Consider the following 20,915-nt stretch of genomic DNA (forward strand, 5'->3'; position numbering starts at 1 on the left):
TCATGCCATCGCGTGGGTGGATCCGGCCCGCCCCGGGCCGTGCCCGCCGTTCACGGACCGTTAAACCGTGCCGTTCGATTCGGGCACGAAAGCGGCAAGGCTGCGGCAGTCAGGATCGGTTGCGGGCTGTGGCCCGTCGGTCACAGGGGCTACAGGTCGCCCGCGAAGGCGGCGAGGCCCAGGCCGGCGCCGAGTTCGGACAGCACGGTCTCGCGGCGCGAGCCCTGCGCCTCGACGATGGCGTAGTTCGCCCGGTCGGCGAACAGGGCCGACAGCACCCCGACATTCATCCGGTGGCCGCCGCAATAGGAGCGGTAGGCTCCCTGGATCGGCAGGCCCGCCAGGGCGAGGTCGCCGATGGCGTCGAGGATCTTGTGGCGGACGAACTCGTCCTGGAAGCGCAGGCCCTCGGGATTGACCACCGCGGTCTCGCCGACCGCCACGGTGTTCTCCAGGGAGGCGCCGAGGGCGAAGCCCGCCTTCCAGTAGCGCTCCACGTCCCGCATCATCCCGAAGGTGCGGGCGCCGGCGATCTCGCGGCGGTAGGTCGCGGGCGACAGGTCCATCGCCTTGCGGGAACGGCCGATCACCGGGCTCTCGAAGTCGATCTCGACGTCGAGGCGGAAGCCGCGGTCGATCGGGCGCAGTTCCGCGAAGGATGTCCCGGTCTCGATGCGGACGTGGCGGAGGATCTTGAGCCAGCGCCGCGGCGTGTCGCAGGTGGCGATGCCGGTCTGGTCAATCGCCTTGACGAAGGGGAGAGCGGACCCGTCGAGGATCGGCATCTCGGGGCCGTCGATCTCGACCAGAGCGTTGTCGACGCCCAGCCCGTACAGGGCGGACATCAGGTGCTCGACGGTGGCGACCGCGCCGGTCTCGACGTCACCCAGGACGGTGCAGAGTTCGGTGGCGGAGACGAGGGCGTGATGCGCCTTGATCAGGCGGTCGTTGCCGTGGGTGGTGCCGGTGCGGAGGAAGGCGATGCCGTGATTGGCCGGAGCGGGTCGGATGGTGATCTCGGCGGGGTTGCCGGAGTGAACTCCGATCCCCGAGAGAGTCGCCGGCCCTTTGAGGGTCGTCTGTTTATGCGTTCGCATTCCTTAGCCCCCGGGCGCGATCATTTCCGCCACCCCGACTGGGGGTGAGGAGAAACTGACTGATCCGTCCGCTGCTTGATGCCCTAGCCCACGCGATCAGGTTGTGTCCTGCTGCGTGTCGTCTCGATCACATGGTTTCTATAGCTGCGCCGCACAGGGCAGCCAAATCACGGATTCTTACGGTCTGTTACAGACACGCTTAGCGGTTCGTAACCACAAAGCGCTGCTCCACCAAAGGCTTAAAGGTTGGTTAATGCGTGACTAACCCGCGGCCGTTCTGTGGCGCGGATGCACCATGCGCCACGGCTCGAGAGCCGCGGCGCACAGCCTCGTCGAGCCCTATTCCTCACTGCAACAACCATGAGTTGCTTTGCTGCAGCGCGAAGGGGCCGGCGGTTTCCCGCCAGCCCCGGGCCGTGCCGGAGACCCGCCCCGGTCAGTTCGCCTGACGGCGGAGGAAGGCCGGGATCTCGAGCTGATCGTCGTCCATCATCCGCGGCTGGGGCGCGGCCCGTCCCTGACCGTCGAGGTTGCCCTGGGCCGGGCGGTACTGCGGGACCGCGGGGGCGGCCGGAGCGCGCGGGGCCGGCGGCACGTGGGGCTGCGCCATGTGGGGCTGGGCCATGTGCGACTGGGCCATGTGCGACTGGGCCATATGCGGCTGCGGGGCGGCTGGCGAGGCCGGCCGGGCCGCCGGGGCGCCGTCCATGTCCTCGCGGCGGCCGCCGAAGCCCACCGTCGCGAGCCGGCGCAGCAGCGAGGTCCGCTTGGATTCCGGGGCGGCCTCCTCGGCAGCGCGGTTCGCCATGATCTGCGTCTGGGCGATCGGCGGCAGCTCGTGGATCTGCGGCATGCGCGGGGCGCGGGCGAGCGGCGTGCCCGTCGGGGCGGCCGGACGCGGCGGCACGAACGGGCCGGCCTCGACGGCGGGCGCCGCCTCGACGCGCTGCGGCGCGGGGGCCGGGACGAACGGCGCCGCGGCGCGCGCCTGGACCGGGGCGAGCACGACGTCGTCGCGGGTCATCGGCGCGGCGGCCTCGATGCGGCTGTCGATCCGCGACTCGGGGCGCATCTCGGGGGCCGCGAGCGGCGCGGGGGCCGGGGCGGGCATCGGCGCCGGGGCGACCGACTCGGTGCGGATGCTCGGCACCGGCGAGGCGGCGCGCGAGCGGGCCTCGGCGCGCAGGCGCTCGGCAACCTCGGCGATGCGCTGCTCGGTCTCGGCGATGGCCGGGTTGTTGGGCGAGTTCGCCGAGATCAGCGCCGGCTCGATGCCGGTGGCGACCACCGACACGCGGATGATGCCGTCGAGGCTCTCGTCGAAGGTGGCGCCCAGGATGATGTTGGCGTCCTGGTCGACCTCCTCGCGGATGCGGGTGGCGGCCTCGTCGAGCTCGTAGAGGGTCAAGTCGGAGCCGCCGGTGATCGAGATCAGCAGGCCGCGGGCGCCCTTCATCGAGACGTCGTCGAGCAGCGGGTTGGCGATGGCGGCCTCGGCGGCGCGGTTGGCGCGCTTCTCGCCGGACGCCTCGCCGGTGCCCATCATGGCCTTGCCCATGCCGCGCATGATCGCCCGGACGTCGGCGAAGTCGAGGTTGATGAGGCCCTCCTTCACCATCAGGTCGGTGATGCAGGCGACGCCCGAGTAGAGCACCTGGTCGGCCATCGCGAAGGCGTCCGCGAAGGTGGTCTTCTCGTTGGCGACCCGGAACAGGTTCTGGTTCGGGATCACGATCAGGGTGTCGACCGCGGCCTGCAGCTCCTGGATGCCGGACTCGGCGGTCCGCATGCGGCGCATGCCCTCGAACTGGAACGGCTTGGTCACGACGCCGACCGTCAGGATGCCCATGTCGCGGGCCGCCCGGGCGATGACCGGCGCGGCGCCGGTGCCGGTGCCGCCGCCCATGCCGGCGGTGATGAAGCACATGTGGGCGCCGGAGAGCTGGTCGCGGATCTCGTCGATCACCTCGTCGGCGGCGGCCGAGCCGACCTCCGGGTGCGATCCGGCGCCGAGGCCCTGGGTGACGCCCAGGCCCATCTGGATCACCCGCTCGGCCTTCGAGGAGGTGAGCGCCTGCGCGTCGGTGTTGGCCACGACGAACTCGCAGCCGAGGAGGCCCGACTCGATCATGTTGTTGACGGCGTTGCCGCCGGCGCCGCCGACGCCGAAGACGGTGATGCGGGGCTTCAGTTCCCGGATGTCCGGCGCCTGGAGGGTGATGGCCATGGTGTCGAGCCTCTCGCTAACTGTGCTGTCCGTGCGACGCCTGGGCGCCGGATCCCTTCGATCCCCCCGCGCGAGCGGGCGGGCGTGAAACCTAGAAGCTGTCCCGGAGCCAGCGGCCGACCCGGTTCAGGTAGTTGTCGGTCCCGGTCGCCGCGAAGGCGCCGTGCCCCCGCGGCTCGAAATGCTCGGCATGGGCGACCTGCGGGTAGACGAGCAGGCCGACCGCGGCCGAGAAGGCCGGACCCTTGGCGGCTTCCGGCAGGCCCCGGATGCCGAGGGGCCGTCCGATCCGCACCTGACCCTGGAGGACGCGGCGGGCGACCTCGGGCAGACCGACGAGCTGGCTGGCGCCGCCGGTGAGGACGACGCGCCGCCCGGCCTGGGCGGCGAAGCCCGCGTCGCGCAGGCGGTCCCGCACCAGCTCGACCACCTCCTCGACGCGCGGCTTGATGATCCGCACGAGCTGCGAGCGCGGGATGTGGGCCGGCGCCTCGCCCTCGTCCTCGCCGACGCCGTGCACGGCGATCATGTCGCGGTCGTCGGAGGGGGTGGAGAGGGCCGAGCCGTAGAGGGTCTTCAGCCGCTCGGCCGCCGCCATGCGGGTGGAGAGGCCGCGGGCGATGTCCATGGTGACGTGGTGGCCGCCGACCGCCAGGGCGTCCACGTGAACGAGGTGGCCGCCGGAGAACACGCCGACGCTGGTGGTGCCGCCGCCCATGTCGACGACGCAGACGCCCATCTCGGCCTCGTCGTCGACCAGCGCCGAGAGGCCGGCCGCGTAGGGCGTGGCGATCACCGCCTCGACGCCGAGGTGGCAGTGCTCCACCGCCAGCATGACGTTGCGGGCGGCCGCGAGCTCGCTGGTGACGACGTGCAGGTCGACGCTGAGCGCCTCTCCGATCATGCCCGACGGGTCGATGACGGCGCCCTGCCCGTCGAGGGCGTAGCCGGTGGGCAGCGCGTGCAGCACGGCCCGGCCGGGGCTGACGCCGTGGGCGCTGGCGGTCTCGAGCACCCGCTCGACGTCGCTGCCCGTGACGGTGCCCGAGCGGACGTTCACCCGCGCCTGGAAATGCTGCGAGGCGAGCCGGCCGCCCGACATGTTGACGATGACCGACTGGACCTCGACCTTGGCCATCCGCTCGGCGGCGTGGACCGCCTGACGGATCGCGCTCTCGGCCGCGGCGAGATCGACGATGGCGCCGCCCTTCAGGCCCAGGGAGCGCTGGTGGCCGATGCCGATGATGCGCGCGAGGTGCGTGCGGCCGCGGAGCGTCGTGAGCGCTTCGGCGGGCTGCAGCTCGGCGATGAGGCAGACCACCTTGCTCGTGCCGATGTCGAGCACCGAGAGGGTGGTCGAGCGCCGGGCGGAGAGCGGCTTCAAGCGCGGCGTGAGGCCGTGTTGGCTGTGCATTGACGCTACCGGGCGCGGGATGCGGGACGGGCGGAGATCGACAGGAAGGGCATCAGCTGGCCGCGCCCTTCTTCTTCGCCTTCTGGGCTTCCGCGCGGGCGGCGGCGGCCTCCTCGGTCAGGCGCACCACCAGGCGGTCCGGCATGCGCAGGTCCACCGCGATGACGTCCTTCTCGAGCAGGTGGGCCTCGCGCTCGAACCGGACGAGGCGGGCGAGCGCCGCGGCCGGATCGACCTCGGGCAGGCGCACGTCGATGCCGTCGAACTTGAGGGTCCAGCGCCGGCCCGACACGTAGGTGCCGGCCTTGATCCGCTCGGCGAGCGGCCCCGCGGCGGCGATGAGGGCGAGGTATTCCGGAAGCTTGGTGTTGGCGTCCTCGCCGACCACCAGGGGCAGGCTGGCGTAGCGGTCGTCGCGCATGGCGTCGATGACGGTGCCGTCGGCGGCGATCACGCTGATCTCGCCGTTCTTCTGCCAGAGGGCCGCGGGCTCGCGCTCCACCTGGGTGATGGCGATCTCGTTGGGGTAGATCTTCCGGACCGAGGCCTGCGCGATCAGCGGCACGCGGAGCAGCCGCTCGCGCACGTCGTTGACGTCGAGGAAGGGAACCGAGGAGCGCCAGTCGATCCCGGCGGCCGCCAGGACCTCGCGCTCGTACATGCGGGAGATGCCCGAGATGGTGACGCGCTCGACGCCGAAGCCGGCGACGCGCGCGGCGATGTCGAGGGGGCGGCCCTGCTCGGCCACGAACGCGTCGTAGCGGCCGCTGGCCACGAAACCGGCGAGCGCCACGGCGGCGGCGGAGACGGAGACCGCCACGATCCCGGCGCCGCGGGGCAGGCGCTCGCTCAGGCGCTGACTCGGGCGGGCCCGACGAACCGAGAGCGACCGGGACGTGCCGCGGCCGGTGAGCCGGCCCAGGATCGCGCCGGCGAGGCGCGCGGGACCGCTCCGGCCGGCGGCGTCGCCGCTCAGCGATTCAGGGAAGCGTCCTCCACCATCCATCGGACGAGCTCACCGAAACTCAGGCCCGCATGGGCCGCCATCTCCGGCACAAGGCTCGTCTGGGTCATGCCGGGTTGCGTGTTGACCTCCAGAACCACGAGCAGACCGGTTCCACCCGGTGTGTCGTCGTAGCGAAGGTCGGCACGGCTGACGCCCCGACAGCCCAGTGCTTGATGCGCCGTTAACGACAGTTCTTGGACACGCTGGTAAACATTTGGTTTAAGTTCGGCCGGGAGCACGTGCACCGAGCCCCCCGGGGCGTACTTGGCGTCGTAATCGTACCAATCCCCCGTGGCGGCCTTCACCTCGATCACCCCGAGGGCCTTGTCGCCCATCACGCCGCAGGTGAGTTCGCGGCCAGCAATGTAAGGTTCTGCAAGGACTTGCTCGCCGAACGTCCACTCCTCGGAGGCGAGGATCTGGGGCGGGTGCGAGCGGCCGTCGCGCACGATGATCACACCCACCGATGAGCCTTCCGCGATCGGTTTCACGACGTAGGGTGGCGGCAGGGGGTGTGTCCTGGCGGCCTCACGACGGTTAACGATCCGGCCCTCGGGCACGTCGACGCCGGCGGCGCGCATGACGGTCTTGGCCCGCTCCTTGTTCATCGCGAGCGCCGACGCGAGGACGCCGGAATGGGTGTAGGGGATCTTGAGGATCTCCAGCAGGCCCTGGATGGTGCCGTCCTCGCCGTCCGGCCCGTGGAGCGCGTTGAAGGCCACGTCCGGCCGGAGCGCCGTCAGCACCGCGGCGATGTCGGGGCCGACATCGACCCGGGTGACCCGGTAGCCCTCCCCTTCGAGCGCGTCGGCGCAGGCCTTGCCGGAACTGAGGGAGACCTCGCGCTCGGCGGAGGTGCCGCCCAGCAGGACGGCGACGTGCTTGGACATCAGGGCACCTCGAATAGGTCGGCTTCAATCAGGATCTGAGCGCACCGGTCCGTCCGGAACACCGCTCTCACGTCGTGCCGGCGGGGCGGCCGATGCGCCGGATCTCCCAGCGCAATGCGACCCCGCTGGTCTCCCGGACGCGGCGGCGGACCTCCTCGCCGAGCCCCTCGATGTCGGCCGCGCTCGCGGTACCGGTGTTGATCAGGAAGTTGCAGTGCATCTCGCTGACCTGGGCGCCGCCCCGCCTCAATCCGCGGCAGCCGGCGGCGTCGACGAGCTGCCACGCCTTGCCGCCGTCCGGGTTGGCGAAGGTCGAGCCGCCGGTCCGCTCGCGGATCGGCTGCGCGGCCTCGCGGGCGGCGGTGACCCGCTCCATCTCGGCCTCGATGGCGACCCGGTCGCCGGGCCGCCCGCGGAAGACGGCGCGCGTGAAGATCACGTCCTCCGGGGCGTCCGAGTGCCGGTAGGAGAAGCCCATGTCGGCGTGGCTGAAGGTGCGCAGCGCGCCCCCGCGGTCGATGCCGCGGGCCTCGACCAGCACGTCGGTGGTCTCGCCACCATGCGCGCCCGCGTTCATGCGCAGCGCCCCGCCGATCGAGCCGGGGATGCCCCGGTAGAAGGCGAGCCCGTCGAGCCCGGCCTCGGCGGCCGCCTTGGCGAGGCGCATGTCCGGGACCGCGGTGCCGACGGTCAGCGCGTCGCCGTCGACCGCGATGCTGCCGAAGGCCTTGCCGCCGAGGCGCACGACCACGCCCGGCACGCCGCCGTCCCGCACGATCAGGTTCGAGCCGAGCCCGATCACCGTGACCGGCACGTCCGGATCGAGAGCGGCGAGGAGGCGGGCGAGATCCTCCTCGTCGGCCGGGGTGAACAGCACCTCGGCCGGTCCGCCGACCCGGAACCAGGTGAGGTCGGCGAGCGGCTGGTCGGCGAGCAGGCGCCCGCGGAGGTCGGGCGCGGCGGCCCGGATGCGATCGTGCAGAGAGGCGGTCATCTGTGTGTCTCCCCTCGCCCCGCCCGCGGGGAGAGGGATGCGGCGATCCTGGTGTCGTCGCATCGGGGTGGCAGCGGACGCTGCGAGGCCGGGGTCCGGAGAGTCACCGCCGGGTTCATCCTCGGAGCGCAGCCCAGTGTGGACGGTCGAGGGTGCCGCCGACCCGAGAGGCTTCCCGGGGCGGGCGCGCGCACCGCGCCTACCGTCCCCGCGCGGCGAGTTCGTCCGGCAGGGCGTAGGCCCACTGGGTGATCGTGCCGGCGCCAAGGCACACCACGTAGTCGCCGGGCTTGGCGAGGTCCGCGATGATGCCCGCGAGTTCCTCCGGCCGCTCCAGGGCCCGGGCGTCGCGGTGGCCGCGGGAGCGCAGGCCGGCCACGAGGCTGTCGCGGTCGAAGCCCTCGATCGGCTGCTCGCCGGCCGCGTAGACCGGCGCGACGATGACCGTGTCGGCATCGTTGAAGCAGGTGCAGAAATCGTCGAACAGCGACTGCAGGCGGGTGTAGCGGTGCGGCTGCACGATGGCGACGACGCCGTGCTCGGTCGAGGCGCGGGCGGCCTTGAGCACCGCCTTGATCTCCACCGGATGGTGTCCGTAATCGTCGAAGATCGTCGCGCCGTTCCACTCGCCGGTGCGGGTGAAGCGCCGCTTCACGCCGCCGAAGCCCGCGAGCGCCTGGCGGATCGCGTCCGGCTTCACGCCGAGCTCGTGCGCGACGGCGAGCGCCGCGGTGGCGTTGAGGGCGTTGTGCTTGCCGGGCATCGGGAGGACGAGATCCTCCATCTCCATCCGGTAGCCGGGCCGACGGTCGCGGATCATCACCCGGAAGCGGCTCTGGCCGCCGCGCAGGTCCACGTCGATCAGGCGCACGTCGGCCTGCGGGTTCTCGCCGTAGGTGATGATCCGCCGGTCCTCGATATGGCCGACGAGGTCCTGGACCACCGGGTGGTCGATGCACATCACCGCGAAGCCGTAGAACGGGATGTTGTCGATGAAGCGCCGGAACGCGTCCTTGATCGCGTCGAACGAGCCGAAATGGTCGAGATGCTCGGGATCGATGTTGGTGACGATCGCGACGTCGGCCGGCAGCTTCAGGAAGGTGCCGTCGGACTCGTCGGCCTCCACCACCATCCACTCGCCCGCCCCCATGCGGGCGTTGGTGCCGTAGGCGTTGATGATGCCGCCGTTGATCACGGTCGGGTCGAGGTTGCCGGCGTCAAGCAGCGTGGCGACGAGCGACGTGGTCGTGGTCTTGCCGTGCGTGCCGGCGATCGCCACGCAGGACTTGAAGCGCATCAGCTCCGCCAGCATCTCGGCCCGTCGCACCACGGGCAGGCGTCGCTCGCGGGCGGCCTGCAGCTCGGGGTTGTCGCGCCGGATCGCAGTCGAGACGACGACGAGGGCGGCCTCCTCGACGTTCTCGGCGTCGTGGCCCACGAAGGTGCGCATGCCCTTCTCGGCGAGACGGCGGACATTGGCGTTGTCGGAGGCGTCCGAGCCCTGCACCGTGTAGCCGAGGTTGTGCATCACTTCGGCGATGCCGGACATGCCGATGCCGCCGATGCCGATGAAGTGGATGGGGCCGAGCTTGTCGGGCAGCTTCATGGGTCGAACCGTCTGGTGGCGGGACCGCCGGTGCGGAATCCCTCAAGAAATCAGGTGCGGGCGGCCGTCTCGACGACGACCTCGGCCAGCCGCTCGGCGGCGTCGTGGATGCCCGCGCTTCTGGCCGCATCGGCCGCCGCGGTCAATTTTGCCGGCGTCTCGAAGCAGGCGGTCAGCTCCGCGGCGAGCCGTTCGGGCGTGAAATCCGGCTGCTTCACCGCCAGCGCCGCGCCGATGGCGTCGAGGGTCGCGGCGTTGGCGGCCTGGTCCTGGTCGAGGGAGCCCGGCAGCGGCACGAGGATCGACGGGCGGCCGATCGCCGCGAGTTCCGAGACCGTCGAGGCGCCCGAGCGCGAGACCACGAGGTGGCTCGCGGCCATGCGGGCGGGCAGGTCCTTGAAGAACGGCGCCGCCTCGATCCCGGCGAGCCCCATGGCGAGATAGCGATTCTGAACGGCCGTCAGGTCCTCGGGGCGGACCTGCTGGACGAGGTGCAGGCGGGCGCGCAGCGCGTCGGGCAGGCGGGCGATCGCCTCCGGCACGACCTCGCCCATCACGCGCGCGCCCTGGCTGCCGCCGAACACCAGGAGCCGCAGGGCGTCGCCTGCGCCGAAAGCGGGATACGGGAACCTGGCCGCCTCGATCACCGCCGGGCGGAGCGGATTGCCGGTGTGGATCCGCGGGGCCTTGGCCTTGTCGGGCACGCCGCGCACGACCTTGAAGCCGGTGGCGATGGTGCGGGCGCCCCGCGCCAGGAAGGCGTTGGCCCGGCCCATCACGGCGTTCTGCTCGTGCAGGATCGTCGGCACGCGCAGGATCTGGCCGGCGAGCACCGGTGGGACGGTCGGGTAGCCGCCGAAGCCCACGATGGCGGCCGGGTTGATCCGGCGGATCTCCTTCGCGGCCACGCCGAAGCCCCGGCCGAGGGTCAGCACGGCGCCGGCCCGCTTCAGCGGCGAGCGGCCGGACGGCGTCGCCGAGGCGATGGTGACCACCTCGGAGGCCGGGAACTCGGACGCGATGGAATCGACCCGGGCGTCGGTGGCGAGCGCCACGCGGATGCCGCGGGCCCGCAGGGCGTGGGCGAGGCTCTCGGCCGGGAACAGGTGGCCACCGGTGCCGCCCGCGCAGAGCAGGATCGTGGGGGTGAAGACGGTCACCGCATCACCCCGGCGACGGTGGCCGGCGCGGTGCCGGGGGGCTTCTGGCTGAGCATGACGGTGCGGGGGCGCTTACGGGTCAGGGCGACGAGGAAGCCGGTGCCGAGCGCCAGCGAGATCAGCGAGGAGCCGCCGTAGGAGACGAACGGCAGCGTCATGCCCTTGGCGGGCATCAGCTGGGTGTTCACCGCCATGTTGATGCAGGCCTGCAGGCCGAACAGCGTGGTCAGGCCGGTGATCGCCAGCCGCGAGAAGGTGTCGTCGGTGCGCCGCGCGAGCTTGAGGCCGCGCAGGACGATGAAGGCGAACAGCGCCACGAGGCAGAGGCAGACGATCACGCCGAACTCCTCGCCGGTGACCGAGAAGATGAAGTCGGTATGCGCGTCCGGCAGGTGGCGCTTGGCCACGCCCTCACCCGGCCCGGTGCCGAACCAGCCGCCCGAGCGGAACGATTCGCGCGACCAGAAATCCTGGAAGCCGCCGCCGGAATCCCGGTCGAGGAACTTGTTGAAGCGCTCGCGGACGTGGTGGAAGAACAGGTAGGCAGCGAACACACCTCCGAGGCCCAGCACGCCGAGGACGGCCACCCAGATCAGGTGGAGGCCGGCCACGAAGAACAGCGCGCACCACACCATGGTAATCAGCATGGTCTGGCCGAAATCGGGCTGGAGCAGCAGCGGCACGATGGTGATCGGCAGGAGCAGCAGCGCCAGGATGCCGCCCGGCATGTCGCGGCGCTGGGCGCCCTCCGAGAAGGCCCAGGCGGCGACGACTACGAAGGCCGGCTTCACGAATTCCGAGGGCTGCAGGCCGAAGGAGCCGAACTGGATCCAGCGATGCGCGCCCTTGATCTCGGGCCCGAACTTGCCGGCGAGCAGGCACAGGATGACGCCCAGGATCCAGGTGACGAGCGCCAGCCGCCGGATGCCGCGCAGCGACAGGAACGAGACCGCGCAGATCAGCAGGATGGTCGGCGCGAGGTACATCGCCTGCCGGTTGAGGAAGTAGAAGGTCGGCAGGCCGATCCGCTCGGCCACGGGCGGGCCGCCGCCCATCAGGAAGACGAGGCCCGCGACCATCAGCGCGAACAGCGCCGCGAGCAGGCCGCGGTCCACCGTCCACCACCAGTCCGTCAGGGGGGTGCGTTCCGCGCGTGACATCATGCCGGGCAACGACTCCAGGCCGCGCGGATGCCGATCCGCGCGGGTCGGCCGGGATCCTCGGCAGGAATGGTAAACGGAGCCTTATGACCGACAGATCGGGGCGCGTCGGGGCACGTCAGGACGCGCCGGCCACGCAGCCGGCGGCCCCTGGGATGCTGTATTAGGACCGCGCAATACTAGTAAAAAGACACTCTATGTTAATCTTCCCATTGCAACTTTCGGATGTATCGACCCGGCGGGTCGCGGTGCGCCGCGCCCGATCCGCCCAGCGGAAGCCGACGCGCCATGTTCTCTGCCCTGAACGTCCGTGAAGCGCATGCCAAGCTCGCGGCCCTCGACCGGGTTCAGGGCGTGATCGAGTTCGACCTGGCGGGGCGGATCCTGTCGGCGAACCGGAATTTCCTCGACGTCGTCGGGTACACGCTGCCGGAGATCGTCGGCCAGCACCACAGCATGTTCATGGAGCCGGCCCAGCGGGACGCCCCGGATTACCGGGCCTTCTGGGAGCGCCTGCGCTCCGGCACCTTCGAGTCGGGCCAGTTCCAGCGGGTCGGTCGGGGCGGCCGGTCGATCTGGATCCAGGCCTCCTACAACCCGATGCTCGACGTCCGCGGCCGGCCCTACAAGGTGGTGAAGTTCGCCACCGACATCACGCAGCAGCGCACCGAGGAGGCCGACCGCGCCGGGCAGATCGCCGCGATCGACAAGGTGCAGGCGGTCATCGCCTTCGACCTCGACGGCACGGTGATCGCGGTGAACGACAATTTCCTCGCCGCGATGGGCTACAGCCGCGCCGAGGTGCTCGGGCAGCATCACAGCCTGTTCGTGGAGCCCGCCTACCGGGAGAGCGAGGCCTACCGGGCCTTCTGGGCGGCCCTGCGGAACGGCACCTATCAGGCGGCCCAGTTCCGGCGGATCGGCAAGGACGGGCGCGAAGTCTGGATCCAGGCCTCCTACAACCCGATCCTCGACGCCGCCGGCCGGCCCTACAAGGTGGTGAAATTCGCCACCGACATCAGCGACCAGGTCCGACTGTTCGCCAACCTGCGGACCCTGATCGATCAGAACTTCGGCGAGATCGAGCAGGCGGTGACGCACTCGACCACGGCGGCCTCGCTGGCCTCGTCGGCGGCGGACTCGACCTCCGGGAACGTCCAGACCGTGGCGGCCGCCGCCGAGGAGCTGGCGGCCTCGGTGGCGGAGATGTCTCAGAGCATCGTGCGCTCCCAGAGCGCCACCGACACCGCCTATGCCTGCGTTCAGGACGCGGACGGCCACACCAAACGGCTGGCCGAGACCGCCACCGCCATGACCGGCATCGTCGGTCTGATCCAGGACATCGCCGGCCAGATCAACCTGCTGGCGCTGAACGCCACCATCGAGGCCGCCCGCGCGGGCGCGGCGGGCCGCGGCTTCGCGGTCGTCGCCTCCGAGGTTAAGGCGCTGGCCGACCAGGCGGCGCGCGCCACCGGTCAGATCAACGGCGAGATCGCCAGCGTGCAGCGCGTCTCGCAGGAGGTCGTGCAGGCTCTCAGCTCGATCGGGTCCTCGGTCTCGGTGATGCGCGAGACCGTGGTGGCCACCGCGGCCGCCATCGAGGAGCAGAGTGCCGTGACCCGGGATCTGGCCGAGAGCATGCAGAGCGCCGCGGGGGCCGTCACGGAGATCACAGGCAACATCGGGGCGATCGTCCAGTCGGTGGCCAACGTCTCGCATGCGGTCGACACCACCCGCGACGCCGCCAAGGTTCTGGCGCGCTGAGGTTCCGGCGCGCTGAAGTGGCGCTGCCTCAGGGCAGCGCCTGAACCAGCTCGCGGAAGCGGTTGCCGCGGATCTCGAAGTTCCGGAACTGGTCGTAGGACGCGCAGGCCGGCGACAGGAGCACCACCGGCTCCGGTGCGCCCGAGGCGGCGGCGTTCTCGGCGGCCTTCGGGACGGCGTTCTCGAGGGTCTCGCAGCGCGTGTAGGGCACGGCGCCCTCCAGGGTCGCCGCGAAGGCGTCCGACGCCGCGCCGATCAGGTAGGCGTGCGCGACCCGCTCGAAATACGGCACCAGCGGGAAGATCCCGCCCTCCTTGGCCTTGCCGCCGAGGATCCAGTGGATGTCCCGGAAGGCGGTGAGGGCCTTCTCGGTGGAATCCGCGTTCGTCGCCTTGGAATCGTTGACGAACAGCACGTGGCCGCGCCGCCCGACTTCCTCCATCCGGTGCGGCAGGCCCGGGAACGAGGTGAGGCCGGCCTGGATCTGCTCCGGCGACAGGTCGAGGGCCCGCGCGACGGCCACCGCCACCGCGGCGTTCTGCCAGTTGTGCGCCCCCCGGAGCGAGCCGATCCCGTTGACGTCGGCGAGGGCCGTCCCGTCCGGCTCCCGGACGATCCCGTCGCGCACCGTCAGCGCGTCGGTGCACAGCACGTCGCCGTGGGGCACGTGGACGCGCACGAGGTCGGCGCCGCGGCGGTCCGCGATGGCGCGGCTCGGGGCGTCGTCGACGCCGACCACCGCGAGGTCGGCGCCCTGGATCAGGCGCTCCTTGATGGCCGCGTACTGCTCCATCGTGCCGTGCCGGTCGAGATGGTCCGGCGTGATGTTCATCAGCACGCCGACGCTCGGGTCGAGGCTCGGCGTCAGGTCGATCTGGAACGACGACATCTCGATCACGTGGACGCGGTCGGCGGCCGGCGGCTCCAGCGACAGGATCGCGGTGCCGATGTTGCCGCCCATCTGCACGTCGCGGCCCCCCTGCGCGAGCACGTGGGCGATCAGCGCCGTGGTGGTCGACTTGCCGTTGGTCCCGGTGATCGCCACGAACGGCGCCCCCGGCGCCTGCGCCCGCCGCTCCCGGCAGAACAGCTCGATGTCGCCGATGATCTCGACGCCGGCATCCCGGGCGAGCCGGACGCTCCAGTGCGGCTCGGGATGGGTCAGCGGCACGCCCGGGCTCAGCACGAAGGCGGCGAACGCAGACCAGTCGGCCGCGCGCAGGTCCCGCGTCTCTATGCCGGCCTCCCGCGCGCGGGCGAGGCTGTCGGCATTGTCGTCCCAGGCCTGCACGGCCGCGCCACCGGCCTTCAGCGCCAGCGCCGTGGCGAGCCCCGAGCCGCCGAGCCCGAACAGGGCGACGGTCTTGTCCTGGAAGACGGTGACGGGTGTCATGCGGAACTCCGGATGCGGCGGCCGGACCCGGCCGACCCGAACCGGACCCTCGTCCCGGGCGCCCCGCCTCGGCGACCCCGAAGGCGGGCTCCCGGGATCGCGCGGCCGGCCGGAAGCCTCCTTCGAGGCTCCCCTCCGCGGCCGCGCCTCAGGACGAGGGCGAGGATCGGATCGACCTCTCAGGCCGCCCGTCTAGCACGATTTCTCAGCGCAGCTTCAGCGTCGCCAGGCCGGCCATCGCCAGGATCACCGCGATGATCCAGAACCGGATCACGACCTGCGGCTCCTTCCAGCCCTTCTGCTCGAAATGGTGGTGGATCGGCGCCATGCGGAACACGCGCTTGCCCGTGAGCTTGAACGACGCGACCTGGATGATCACCGACATCATCTCCAGCACGAAGAGGCCGCCGACGATCGCCAGGACGATCTCGTGCTTCGTCGCCACCGCGATGGAGCCCAGCAGGCCGCCCAGCGCCAGGGAGCCGGTATCGCCCATGAAGATCTGGGCCGGCGGCGCGTTGAACCAGAGGAAGCCGAGTCCGGCGCCGATGACCGCGCCGCAGACGACGGCGAGCTCGCCCGTGTCGCGGACGTAGTTCACCTGCAGGTAGCTGGCGGTGAACGAGTTGCCGACGAGGTACGCGATGAAGCCGAACGTGCCGCAGGCGATCATCACCGGCACGATCGCGAGGCCGTCGAGGCCGTCGGTCATGTTCACGGAATTGCCCGCCCCGACGATCACGAAGGCGCCGAACAGCGGGTAGAACCAGCCGAGGTTCAGCAGCGCGTCCTTGAACACCGGGAAGGCGAGCTGATTCTGCAGCGCGGCGGGCGAGTAGACCGCGATGGTCACGCAGGCCGCCATGGCGATCAACGCCTCGAGGGCGAGGCGGAACTTGCCCGAGAAGCCCTTGTGCGACTGCTTCGTGACCTTGAGGTAGTCGTCGTAGAAGCCGATCGCGCCGAAGCCGAGGGTGACGGTCAGCGTCACCCAGACGTAGTGGTTGCGCGGGTTGGCCCAGAGCAGGATCGCCACGACGGCGCCGGCCAGGATCATCAGGCCGCCCATGGTCGGCGTGCCGCGCTTGGTCAGCAGATGGGTCTGCGGCCCGTCCTCGCGGATCGGCTGGCCCTTGCCCTGGCGGATCCGCAGCAGCGAGATGATCCAGGGCCCGAACCAGAACACGAACAGGCCCGCCGTGAACAGCGCGCCGCCGGTGCGGAAGGTGATGTAGCGGAACACGTTGAGCGGCGTGAAGCTGCTGCTCAGGTCCGAGAGAAGGTACAGCATCCGGGCGCTCGGCCCCCTTGTTCAGGCTCAGGTTTCGGGGGACGGCGCCGCACGCGCAGGCGTGCCGGTCACGGGACGGCCTGGGTCCGCCGGGTCGGATCGACCGCGTAGCGGGCTTTCAGCGCCTCGACAATCCGGCCCATGCGGCTGCCGTTCGATCCCTTCACCATGACGGCGTCGCCGGACCGCAGGGTCCGGGCGAGCGGCTCGAGCAGGTCGGCCGCGGTGTCGGCCACCGCGCCGCGGCGGCTCACCGGCAGGGCCTCGAACAGGTGGCGCATCAGCGGACCGGCCGTGAAGACGAGGTCGACCCGGGCCGCCTCGATCGCCTCCGCCAGGCCGCGATGCAGGTCGGGCGCGGCGGCGCCGAGCTCGAGCATGTCGCCCAGCACCGCGATCCGGCGGCCGCGGGGCCCGGTCTCGATCCCCGCCAGGGTCGCCAGCGCCGCGCGGACGGCGACGGGATTGGCGTTGTAGCTCTCGTCCACGAGGTAGGCGGTGCCGCCGCCGATCTCGAGGGCGGTGCGCTCGCCGCGTCCCGCCGGCGGCGTCAGGCCGCCGAGCGACAGGGCCGCACGGGCGAGGTCGGCCCCGAGGCTGTGGACCACCGCCATGACGCCCAGCGAGTTCAGCGCCGCGTGCCGGCCGGCGGTGCCGAGCTTGTAAGTGACGGGCTGGCCCATCACCACCGCGTCGATCACCGACAGGTCGGGCCGCAGCACGATTCTCAGGGCGCGGACGTCGGCATCCGCGTGCTCGCCGAAGGTCACCACCCGGCCCGCCCGGGAGGCCTGGGCGTGGGCGGCCAGGCGGTCGAAATGCGGGGCGTCGCGGTTCAGGATGGCGACGCCGCCGGGCTGGAGCCCGGAGAAGATCTCGCCCTTCGCGTCCGCGATCGCGGCCAGCGAGGCGAAATGCTCGATATGGGCGGGCGCGATCGTGGTGATCAGCGCGATGTCCGGCCGGACCTGCGCGGTCAGCGGCACGATCTCGGCGCCGTGGTTCATGCCGATCTCCAACACGCCGTAGCGCGCGGAGCGCGGCATCCGCGTCAGGGTCAGGGGCACGCCCCAGTGGTTGTTGTAGGAGGCCGCCGAGGCGTGGGTCTCGCCCTGCTCGGACAGGACGTGGCGCAGGGCCTCCTTGGTCCCGGTCTTGCCGACCGAGCCCGTGACCGCCACGACCTGCGCGCGCGTCCGGTCCCGGGCGGCGGCACCGAGGCGCACCATCGCGGTGAGAACCGGGTCGGCGCCCCCCTCGGGCACCGCCAGGACGGGGCCGTGGACCGCGAGCGCCTCGGCGCGCGCGGCGCTCACCACGGCGGCGCCGGCGCCGCGCCCCAGGGCGTCGGGGACGAAGTCGTGGCCGTCGCGGGTGTCGCCGCGGATCGCGAAGAACAGGTCGCCGGGCTGGAGCGTGCGGGTGTCGATTGAGGCGCCGCCGATCGCGCGCCCGGCGCCGATCAACCGGCCGCCCGTCGCGGATTCCAGCTCCTGCCGCGTCCAGAGTGCGGTCATCGTCGGTCCCCCGTCGTCCTCAGGCCGCCGCGGCGATCGCGGCGCGCAGGACCGCGTGGTCCGAGAACGGCAGCGTGCGATCTCCCACGATCTGGCCGGTTTCATGACCCTTGCCGGCCACGACCAGCACGTCGCCCGGCCCGAGCCGGTCGACGGCGCTGTGAATCGCCTCCGACCGGTCGCCGATCTCCTCCGCGCCCGGCGCCGCGTCCAGGATGGCCCGGCGGATGGCGGCCGCGTCCTCGGTGCGCGGGTTGTCGTCCGTGACGATGACGACGTCGGCGAGCCGCTGCGCGATGGCGCCCATCAGCGGTCGCTTGCCCCGGTCGCGGTCGCCGCCGCAGCCGAACACCGCGATCAGCCGGCCCGACGCGAAGGGGCGGAGCGCGGCGAGCACGCTCTCCAGGGCCTCGGGCTTGTGGGCGTAGTCGACGAGGCAGAGGCCGCCCCGTGCCTCGCCGATCCGCTCCATGCGGCCGGGGACGCCGGTGAGGTGGTCGAGGGCCGCCAGGACGCCGTCGGGATCGGCCGCCCCCGCCGGGGTAGCCAGTGCGAGGCCGGCCGCCACCAGGGCATTCTCGACCTGGAACTCGCCGACGAGCGGCAGGCGCAGCTCCCGGGCCCGGCCCGCGAACAGGATCCGGGCGACCTGCGCGAACCCCTCCGTGCGGACCGCCTCGACCCGCAGGTCCCGGCCGCCCCGCCCGACCGTGCGGACCGGCCGGCCGGCGGCCTCGGCGGCGGCGATGACGCGCTCGGCGTAGGCGCCGTCGGCGTTGACGATGGCCGGGCGGCCCGCCGGGAGTAGGTCCGTGAAGAGGCGTAGCTTGGCCGCGAGGTACTCCTCGATGCTCGCGTGGTAGTCGAGATGGTCCCGGCCGAGATTGGTGAAGCCCGCCGCGTCGAGGCGCACGCCGTCGAGCCGGCGCTGCTCGATCCCGTGGGAGGACGCCTCCATGGCGAGGTCGGTGACGCCGTCCGCTGCGAGTTGCGCCAGCGTCCGGTGCAGCGTCACGGGGTCCGGGGTCGTGAGGGAGCCGTACTGCGCGCCGCGGTTGGTGACGATGCCGACGGTGCCGAGGCTCGCGGAGTCGCGGCCGAGACGCGCCAGGATCTGGCGGACGAAGTCGGCCACCGAGCTCTTCCCGGCGGTGCCGGTGACCGCCACCACGGTCTCGGGCTGCGGGCCCGCGAGGCGGGCCGCCGCGAGGGCGAGCGACCGGCGCGCGTCGGCGACCGGGATCCAGGCGACCGCGTCGGGCAGGTCGGCGGGACGGGCCCCCTCCCCGGCGACCGCGGCGGCGCCGCGCTGCGCGGCCTGCGCGGCGAAACGTCGGCCGTCGGCCTTCGTGCCGGGAACGGCGACGAACACCGTGCCGGTCGCGACCTGCCGGCTGTCGGCCGTGAGGTCCGAGACGGCGAGGTCCGCGGCGGGGCCGGCGGCCTCGGGGAAGAGGTCGGCGAGCCGCGCGCTCATCGCTGCACCCTCATCGATCCGGTCTCACGGGCCGCCCAGCTGGTTGACGTGGTAGGCGTTGAGCTTGACCATCTGCGGGAACGGCCTCACCGGCGGCTCGAACTGCGGCGGAAGGCCGAGGATCGGCGCCACGCGCTCGATCACCTTGCCGGTGACCACGCCGGAATTCCAGGCCGCCGTGGCGTAGCCGCCCGATTCCGGCAGGCCCTGCGGCTCGTCCATGATCGTCACGAACAGGTACTTCGGATCGTTCATCGGCGCCGCCGCCATGAAGGTCGTGAACAGGCGGTTGTGGATGTAGCGGCCGCCGATGACCTTCTCGGCGGTGCCGGTCTTGCCGCCGACGAAATAGTACGGGACCGCCGCCTTCTTGGCCGAGCCCTCGGCCGCGTTGAGCCGCATGATGTAGCGCATCGCCTCGGAAGTCTGGCCCGAGAGGACGTGCGTGGCCCGCGCCCGCGCCGCCTCGGGCGTCGTCTTGAGGAAGGTCGGCGTCATCAGGTCGCCGCCGTTGGCGATGGCCGCCACCGCGGCCGCGGCCTGGATCGGCGCCACCGCGATGCCGTGGCCGAACGCGATGGTGATGGTGTTGATCTCGGTCCAGCGGGACGGGACGATCGGCGCCGCGCTCTCCGGCAGCTCGGTGCGCAGCCGGTCGAGCAGGCCCATCTTCTTCAGGAAGGCCTTGTGGCCGGGCACGCCGACGCCGAGCGCCATCTTGGCGGAGCCGATGTTGGAGGAGTGGGTGAACACCTCCGGCATGGTGATGACGCGGTTCGTGCCGTGGTACTCGTGGATCTTCTGCCGGCCCCAGTTCAGCACGCCGCCCCGGGTGTCGAAGGTCGAGTTGACGTTGTACTTGCCGGAATCGAGCGCCATGGCGAGGGTCATCGCCTTGAAGGTCGAGCCCATCTCGTAGACGCCGACATTCATCCGGTTGATGCGGTCGGGCGAGAGCGCGTCCTTGGGGTCGTTCGGGTCGAAATCCGGCATGGAGACGAGCGCGATGACCTCGCCGGTCTTCACGTCGAGGATCATCGAGGCGCCGGCCTTGGCCTTGAAGTGGTCGATGCCCCAGGCCAGCTCGTCGCGCACGGCGAACTGCGCGCGCAGGTCGAGCGAGAGCTGCACCGGCTTCAGGTCGGCCTGCTTGTTGATCAGCCCGAAGCTGTTGAGGGCCTGCAGCCCGGTGGAGTCGATGTACTTCTCCATACCGGCGATGCCGATGCCGTCGAGGTTCGTCGCGCCCAGGATGTGGGCGGCCGCGACGCCGTTCGGGTAGACCCGCTTGTGGTCGGGCAGGAAGCCGATGCCGGGGATGCCGAGCCGGTGGACCTCGGCCTGCTGTTTCGGGGTCAGCTCGCGCTTCACCCAGACGAAGCCCGCGCCCTTCTTGTCCTTGCGTTGCGTCAGCTTGGCGCGCAGCTCGGAGGCGTTGAGTTCCGGCAGGACGGCGGTGAGCAGCTCGACCGCCTCGTCCTTGTCGTAGATGTTGCCCGGCTCGGCGAAGACCGAGACCGTGCGGATGTCGGTGGCCAGGATCTCGCCGTTGCGGTCGATGATGTCGGGCCGGAAGGCGGTTGAGGACGCGGCCGCGACCCGGTGCTCCTGGCTGGGCGGCTCCCCGAAGATCGCCATCATCAGGAGCTTGGCCGAGATCGTCCCGAACACGCCGACGAAGACCAGCCCGACCATCGCGACCCGCAGGTGCGAGCGCTCGATCGCCAGCCGGAACATGCTGCGCAGGAGCGCCTTGGCGCGGTCGGCGCGCGGCTCGGGCTCGCGCGCCTCCTCCTCCAAGGGGCGCGGCGCGCCGGCGGCATGCGCCAGCGCGGCGGCTTCGAGCAGCGCCGCCTCGTGGTCCGACACGGCGGGCTCGACCGCCGGGTCTAGGGTCTCGTCGGCGTGATCGGACACGG

15 protein-coding genes are annotated in these 20,915 nt (G+C 71.6%); 1 reads left to right on the forward strand and 14 read right to left on the reverse strand.

Going from position 1 to position 20,915, the window contains the following annotated elements; genetic code table 11:
* Nucleotides 1-149: 149 nt before the first annotated feature.
* The 9 genes from lpxC to C4T42_RS18875 all read right to left on the reverse strand — a co-directional run bounded on the left by lpxC (nucleotide 150) and on the right by C4T42_RS18875 (nucleotide 11,557).
* Nucleotides 150-1,097: a UDP-3-O-acyl-N-acetylglucosamine deacetylase gene (gene lpxC, locus C4T42_RS18835; RefSeq protein ID WP_103985606.1), complete on the reverse strand. Its 948-nt coding sequence runs from the start codon at nucleotides 1,095-1,097 to the stop codon at nucleotides 150-152.
* Between the two features lie 436 nt (nucleotides 1,098-1,533).
* Nucleotides 1,534-3,324 carry a cell division protein FtsZ gene (gene ftsZ / locus C4T42_RS18840; protein ID WP_020094132.1) on the reverse strand — a complete coding sequence of 597 codons (1,791 nt, stop codon included), beginning with the start codon at nucleotides 3,322-3,324 and terminating at the stop codon, nucleotides 1,534-1,536.
* Between the two features lie 91 nt (nucleotides 3,325-3,415).
* The gene (gene ftsA / locus C4T42_RS18845; RefSeq protein ID WP_012319319.1) at nucleotides 3,416-4,738 is read right to left on the reverse strand and encodes a cell division protein FtsA; all 1,323 of its coding nucleotides are present in this window, start codon (nucleotides 4,736-4,738) and stop codon (nucleotides 3,416-3,418) included.
* Nucleotides 4,739-4,790: 52 nt separating this feature from the next.
* Nucleotides 4,791-5,744 (reverse strand): cell division protein FtsQ/DivIB, encoded by a 954-nt coding sequence (locus C4T42_RS18850; RefSeq protein WP_020094131.1) that lies wholly within the window; start codon nucleotides 5,742-5,744, stop codon nucleotides 4,791-4,793.
* Nucleotides 5,711-6,634, reverse strand: coding sequence for a D-alanine--D-alanine ligase (locus C4T42_RS18855; protein ID WP_020094130.1), 924 nt, complete (start codon nucleotides 6,632-6,634; stop codon nucleotides 5,711-5,713). Before C4T42_RS18855 ends, C4T42_RS18850 begins: the two co-directional genes overlap by 34 nt.
* A gap of 67 nt (nucleotides 6,635-6,701) precedes the next feature.
* The gene (murB, locus tag C4T42_RS18860; protein ID WP_020094129.1) at nucleotides 6,702-7,628 is read right to left on the reverse strand and encodes a UDP-N-acetylmuramate dehydrogenase; all 927 of its coding nucleotides are present in this window, start codon (nucleotides 7,626-7,628) and stop codon (nucleotides 6,702-6,704) included.
* Between the two features lie 199 nt (nucleotides 7,629-7,827).
* On the reverse strand, nucleotides 7,828-9,234 hold the full coding sequence (gene murC, locus C4T42_RS18865; protein ID WP_020094128.1) for a UDP-N-acetylmuramate--L-alanine ligase: 1,407 nt from the start codon (nucleotides 9,232-9,234) through the stop codon (nucleotides 7,828-7,830).
* 50 nt (nucleotides 9,235-9,284) lie between these two features.
* Nucleotides 9,285-10,394: an undecaprenyldiphospho-muramoylpentapeptide beta-N-acetylglucosaminyltransferase gene (gene murG / locus C4T42_RS18870; protein WP_020094127.1), complete on the reverse strand. Its 1,110-nt coding sequence runs from the start codon at nucleotides 10,392-10,394 to the stop codon at nucleotides 9,285-9,287.
* On the reverse strand, nucleotides 10,391-11,557 hold the full coding sequence (locus C4T42_RS18875; RefSeq protein ID WP_020094126.1) for a putative peptidoglycan glycosyltransferase FtsW: 1,167 nt from the start codon (nucleotides 11,555-11,557) through the stop codon (nucleotides 10,391-10,393). Before C4T42_RS18875 ends, murG begins: the two co-directional genes overlap by 4 nt.
* Before the next feature lie 285 nt (nucleotides 11,558-11,842).
* Here C4T42_RS18875 and C4T42_RS18880 point away from each other — a divergent pair, with 285 nt between their 5' ends.
* On the forward strand, nucleotides 11,843-13,318 hold the full coding sequence (locus C4T42_RS18880) for a PAS domain-containing methyl-accepting chemotaxis protein (RefSeq protein WP_020094125.1): 1,476 nt from the start codon (nucleotides 11,843-11,845) through the stop codon (nucleotides 13,316-13,318).
* A 28-nt stretch (nucleotides 13,319-13,346) separates the two neighbouring features.
* Here the strand turns inward: C4T42_RS18880 and murD are convergent, their stop codons facing one another.
* From murD to C4T42_RS18905, 5 genes are all read right to left on the reverse strand, one after another.
* A complete protein-coding gene (gene murD, locus C4T42_RS18885) occupies nucleotides 13,347-14,711 on the reverse strand; it encodes a UDP-N-acetylmuramoyl-L-alanine--D-glutamate ligase (RefSeq protein WP_020094124.1) in 1,365 nt (454 codons plus the stop codon).
* Between the two features lie 205 nt (nucleotides 14,712-14,916).
* Complete coding sequence (gene mraY / locus C4T42_RS18890) at nucleotides 14,917-16,002, reverse strand: phospho-N-acetylmuramoyl-pentapeptide-transferase (protein WP_020094123.1); 1,086 nt, start codon at nucleotides 16,000-16,002, stop codon at nucleotides 14,917-14,919.
* A 68-nt stretch (nucleotides 16,003-16,070) separates the two neighbouring features.
* Entirely contained in the window at nucleotides 16,071-17,519 is a 1,449-nt protein-coding gene (locus C4T42_RS18895) for a UDP-N-acetylmuramoylalanyl-D-glutamyl-2,6-diaminopimelate--D-alanyl-D-alanine ligase (protein ID WP_103985607.1), read from the reverse strand.
* Between the two features lie 19 nt (nucleotides 17,520-17,538).
* Nucleotides 17,539-18,996: a UDP-N-acetylmuramoyl-L-alanyl-D-glutamate--2,6-diaminopimelate ligase gene (locus C4T42_RS18900; RefSeq protein ID WP_020094121.1), complete on the reverse strand. Its 1,458-nt coding sequence runs from the start codon at nucleotides 18,994-18,996 to the stop codon at nucleotides 17,539-17,541.
* 24 nt (nucleotides 18,997-19,020) lie between these two features.
* The gene (locus C4T42_RS18905; RefSeq protein WP_020094120.1) at nucleotides 19,021-20,913 is read right to left on the reverse strand and encodes a penicillin-binding protein 2; all 1,893 of its coding nucleotides are present in this window, start codon (nucleotides 20,911-20,913) and stop codon (nucleotides 19,021-19,023) included.
* Nucleotides 20,914-20,915 lie beyond the last annotated feature (2 nt).

The sequence above is a fragment of the Methylobacterium sp. 190mf genome (assembly GCF_900107945.1).
Taxonomy (GTDB): domain Bacteria; phylum Pseudomonadota; class Alphaproteobacteria; order Rhizobiales; family Beijerinckiaceae; genus Methylobacterium.

What these genes read in the sequence shown, in the direction of transcription:
- lpxC (WP_103985606.1), bottom strand. Translation starts at nt 1,097, where the DNA reads ATGCGAACGCATAAACAGACGACCCTCAAAGGGCCGGCGACTCTCTCG.
- C4T42_RS18850 (WP_020094131.1), bottom strand. Translation starts at nt 5,744, where the DNA reads ATGGATGGTGGAGGACGCTTCCCTGAATCGCTGAGCGGCGACGCCGCC.
- C4T42_RS18880 (WP_020094125.1), top strand. Translation starts at nt 11,843, where the DNA reads ATGTTCTCTGCCCTGAACGTCCGTGAAGCGCATGCCAAGCTCGCGGCC.
- murD (WP_020094124.1), bottom strand. Translation starts at nt 14,711, where the DNA reads ATGACACCCGTCACCGTCTTCCAGGACAAGACCGTCGCCCTGTTCGGG.
- mraY (WP_020094123.1), bottom strand. Translation starts at nt 16,002, where the DNA reads ATGCTGTACCTTCTCTCGGACCTGAGCAGCAGCTTCACGCCGCTCAAC.
- C4T42_RS18875 (WP_020094126.1), bottom strand. Translation starts at nt 11,557, where the DNA reads ATGATGTCACGCGCGGAACGCACCCCCCTGACGGACTGGTGGTGGACG.
- C4T42_RS18895 (WP_103985607.1), bottom strand. Translation starts at nt 17,519, where the DNA reads ATGACCGCACTCTGGACGCGGCAGGAGCTGGAATCCGCGACGGGCGGC.
- C4T42_RS18855 (WP_020094130.1), bottom strand. Translation starts at nt 6,634, where the DNA reads ATGTCCAAGCACGTCGCCGTCCTGCTGGGCGGCACCTCCGCCGAGCGC.
- C4T42_RS18900 (WP_020094121.1), bottom strand. Translation starts at nt 18,996, where the DNA reads ATGAGCGCGCGGCTCGCCGACCTCTTCCCCGAGGCCGCCGGCCCCGCC.
- murC (WP_020094128.1), bottom strand. Translation starts at nt 9,234, where the DNA reads ATGAAGCTGCCCGACAAGCTCGGCCCCATCCACTTCATCGGCATCGGC.
- ftsA (WP_012319319.1), bottom strand. Translation starts at nt 4,738, where the DNA reads ATGCACAGCCAACACGGCCTCACGCCGCGCTTGAAGCCGCTCTCCGCC.
- murB (WP_020094129.1), bottom strand. Translation starts at nt 7,628, where the DNA reads ATGACCGCCTCTCTGCACGATCGCATCCGGGCCGCCGCGCCCGACCTC.
- ftsZ (WP_020094132.1), bottom strand. Translation starts at nt 3,324, where the DNA reads ATGGCCATCACCCTCCAGGCGCCGGACATCCGGGAACTGAAGCCCCGC.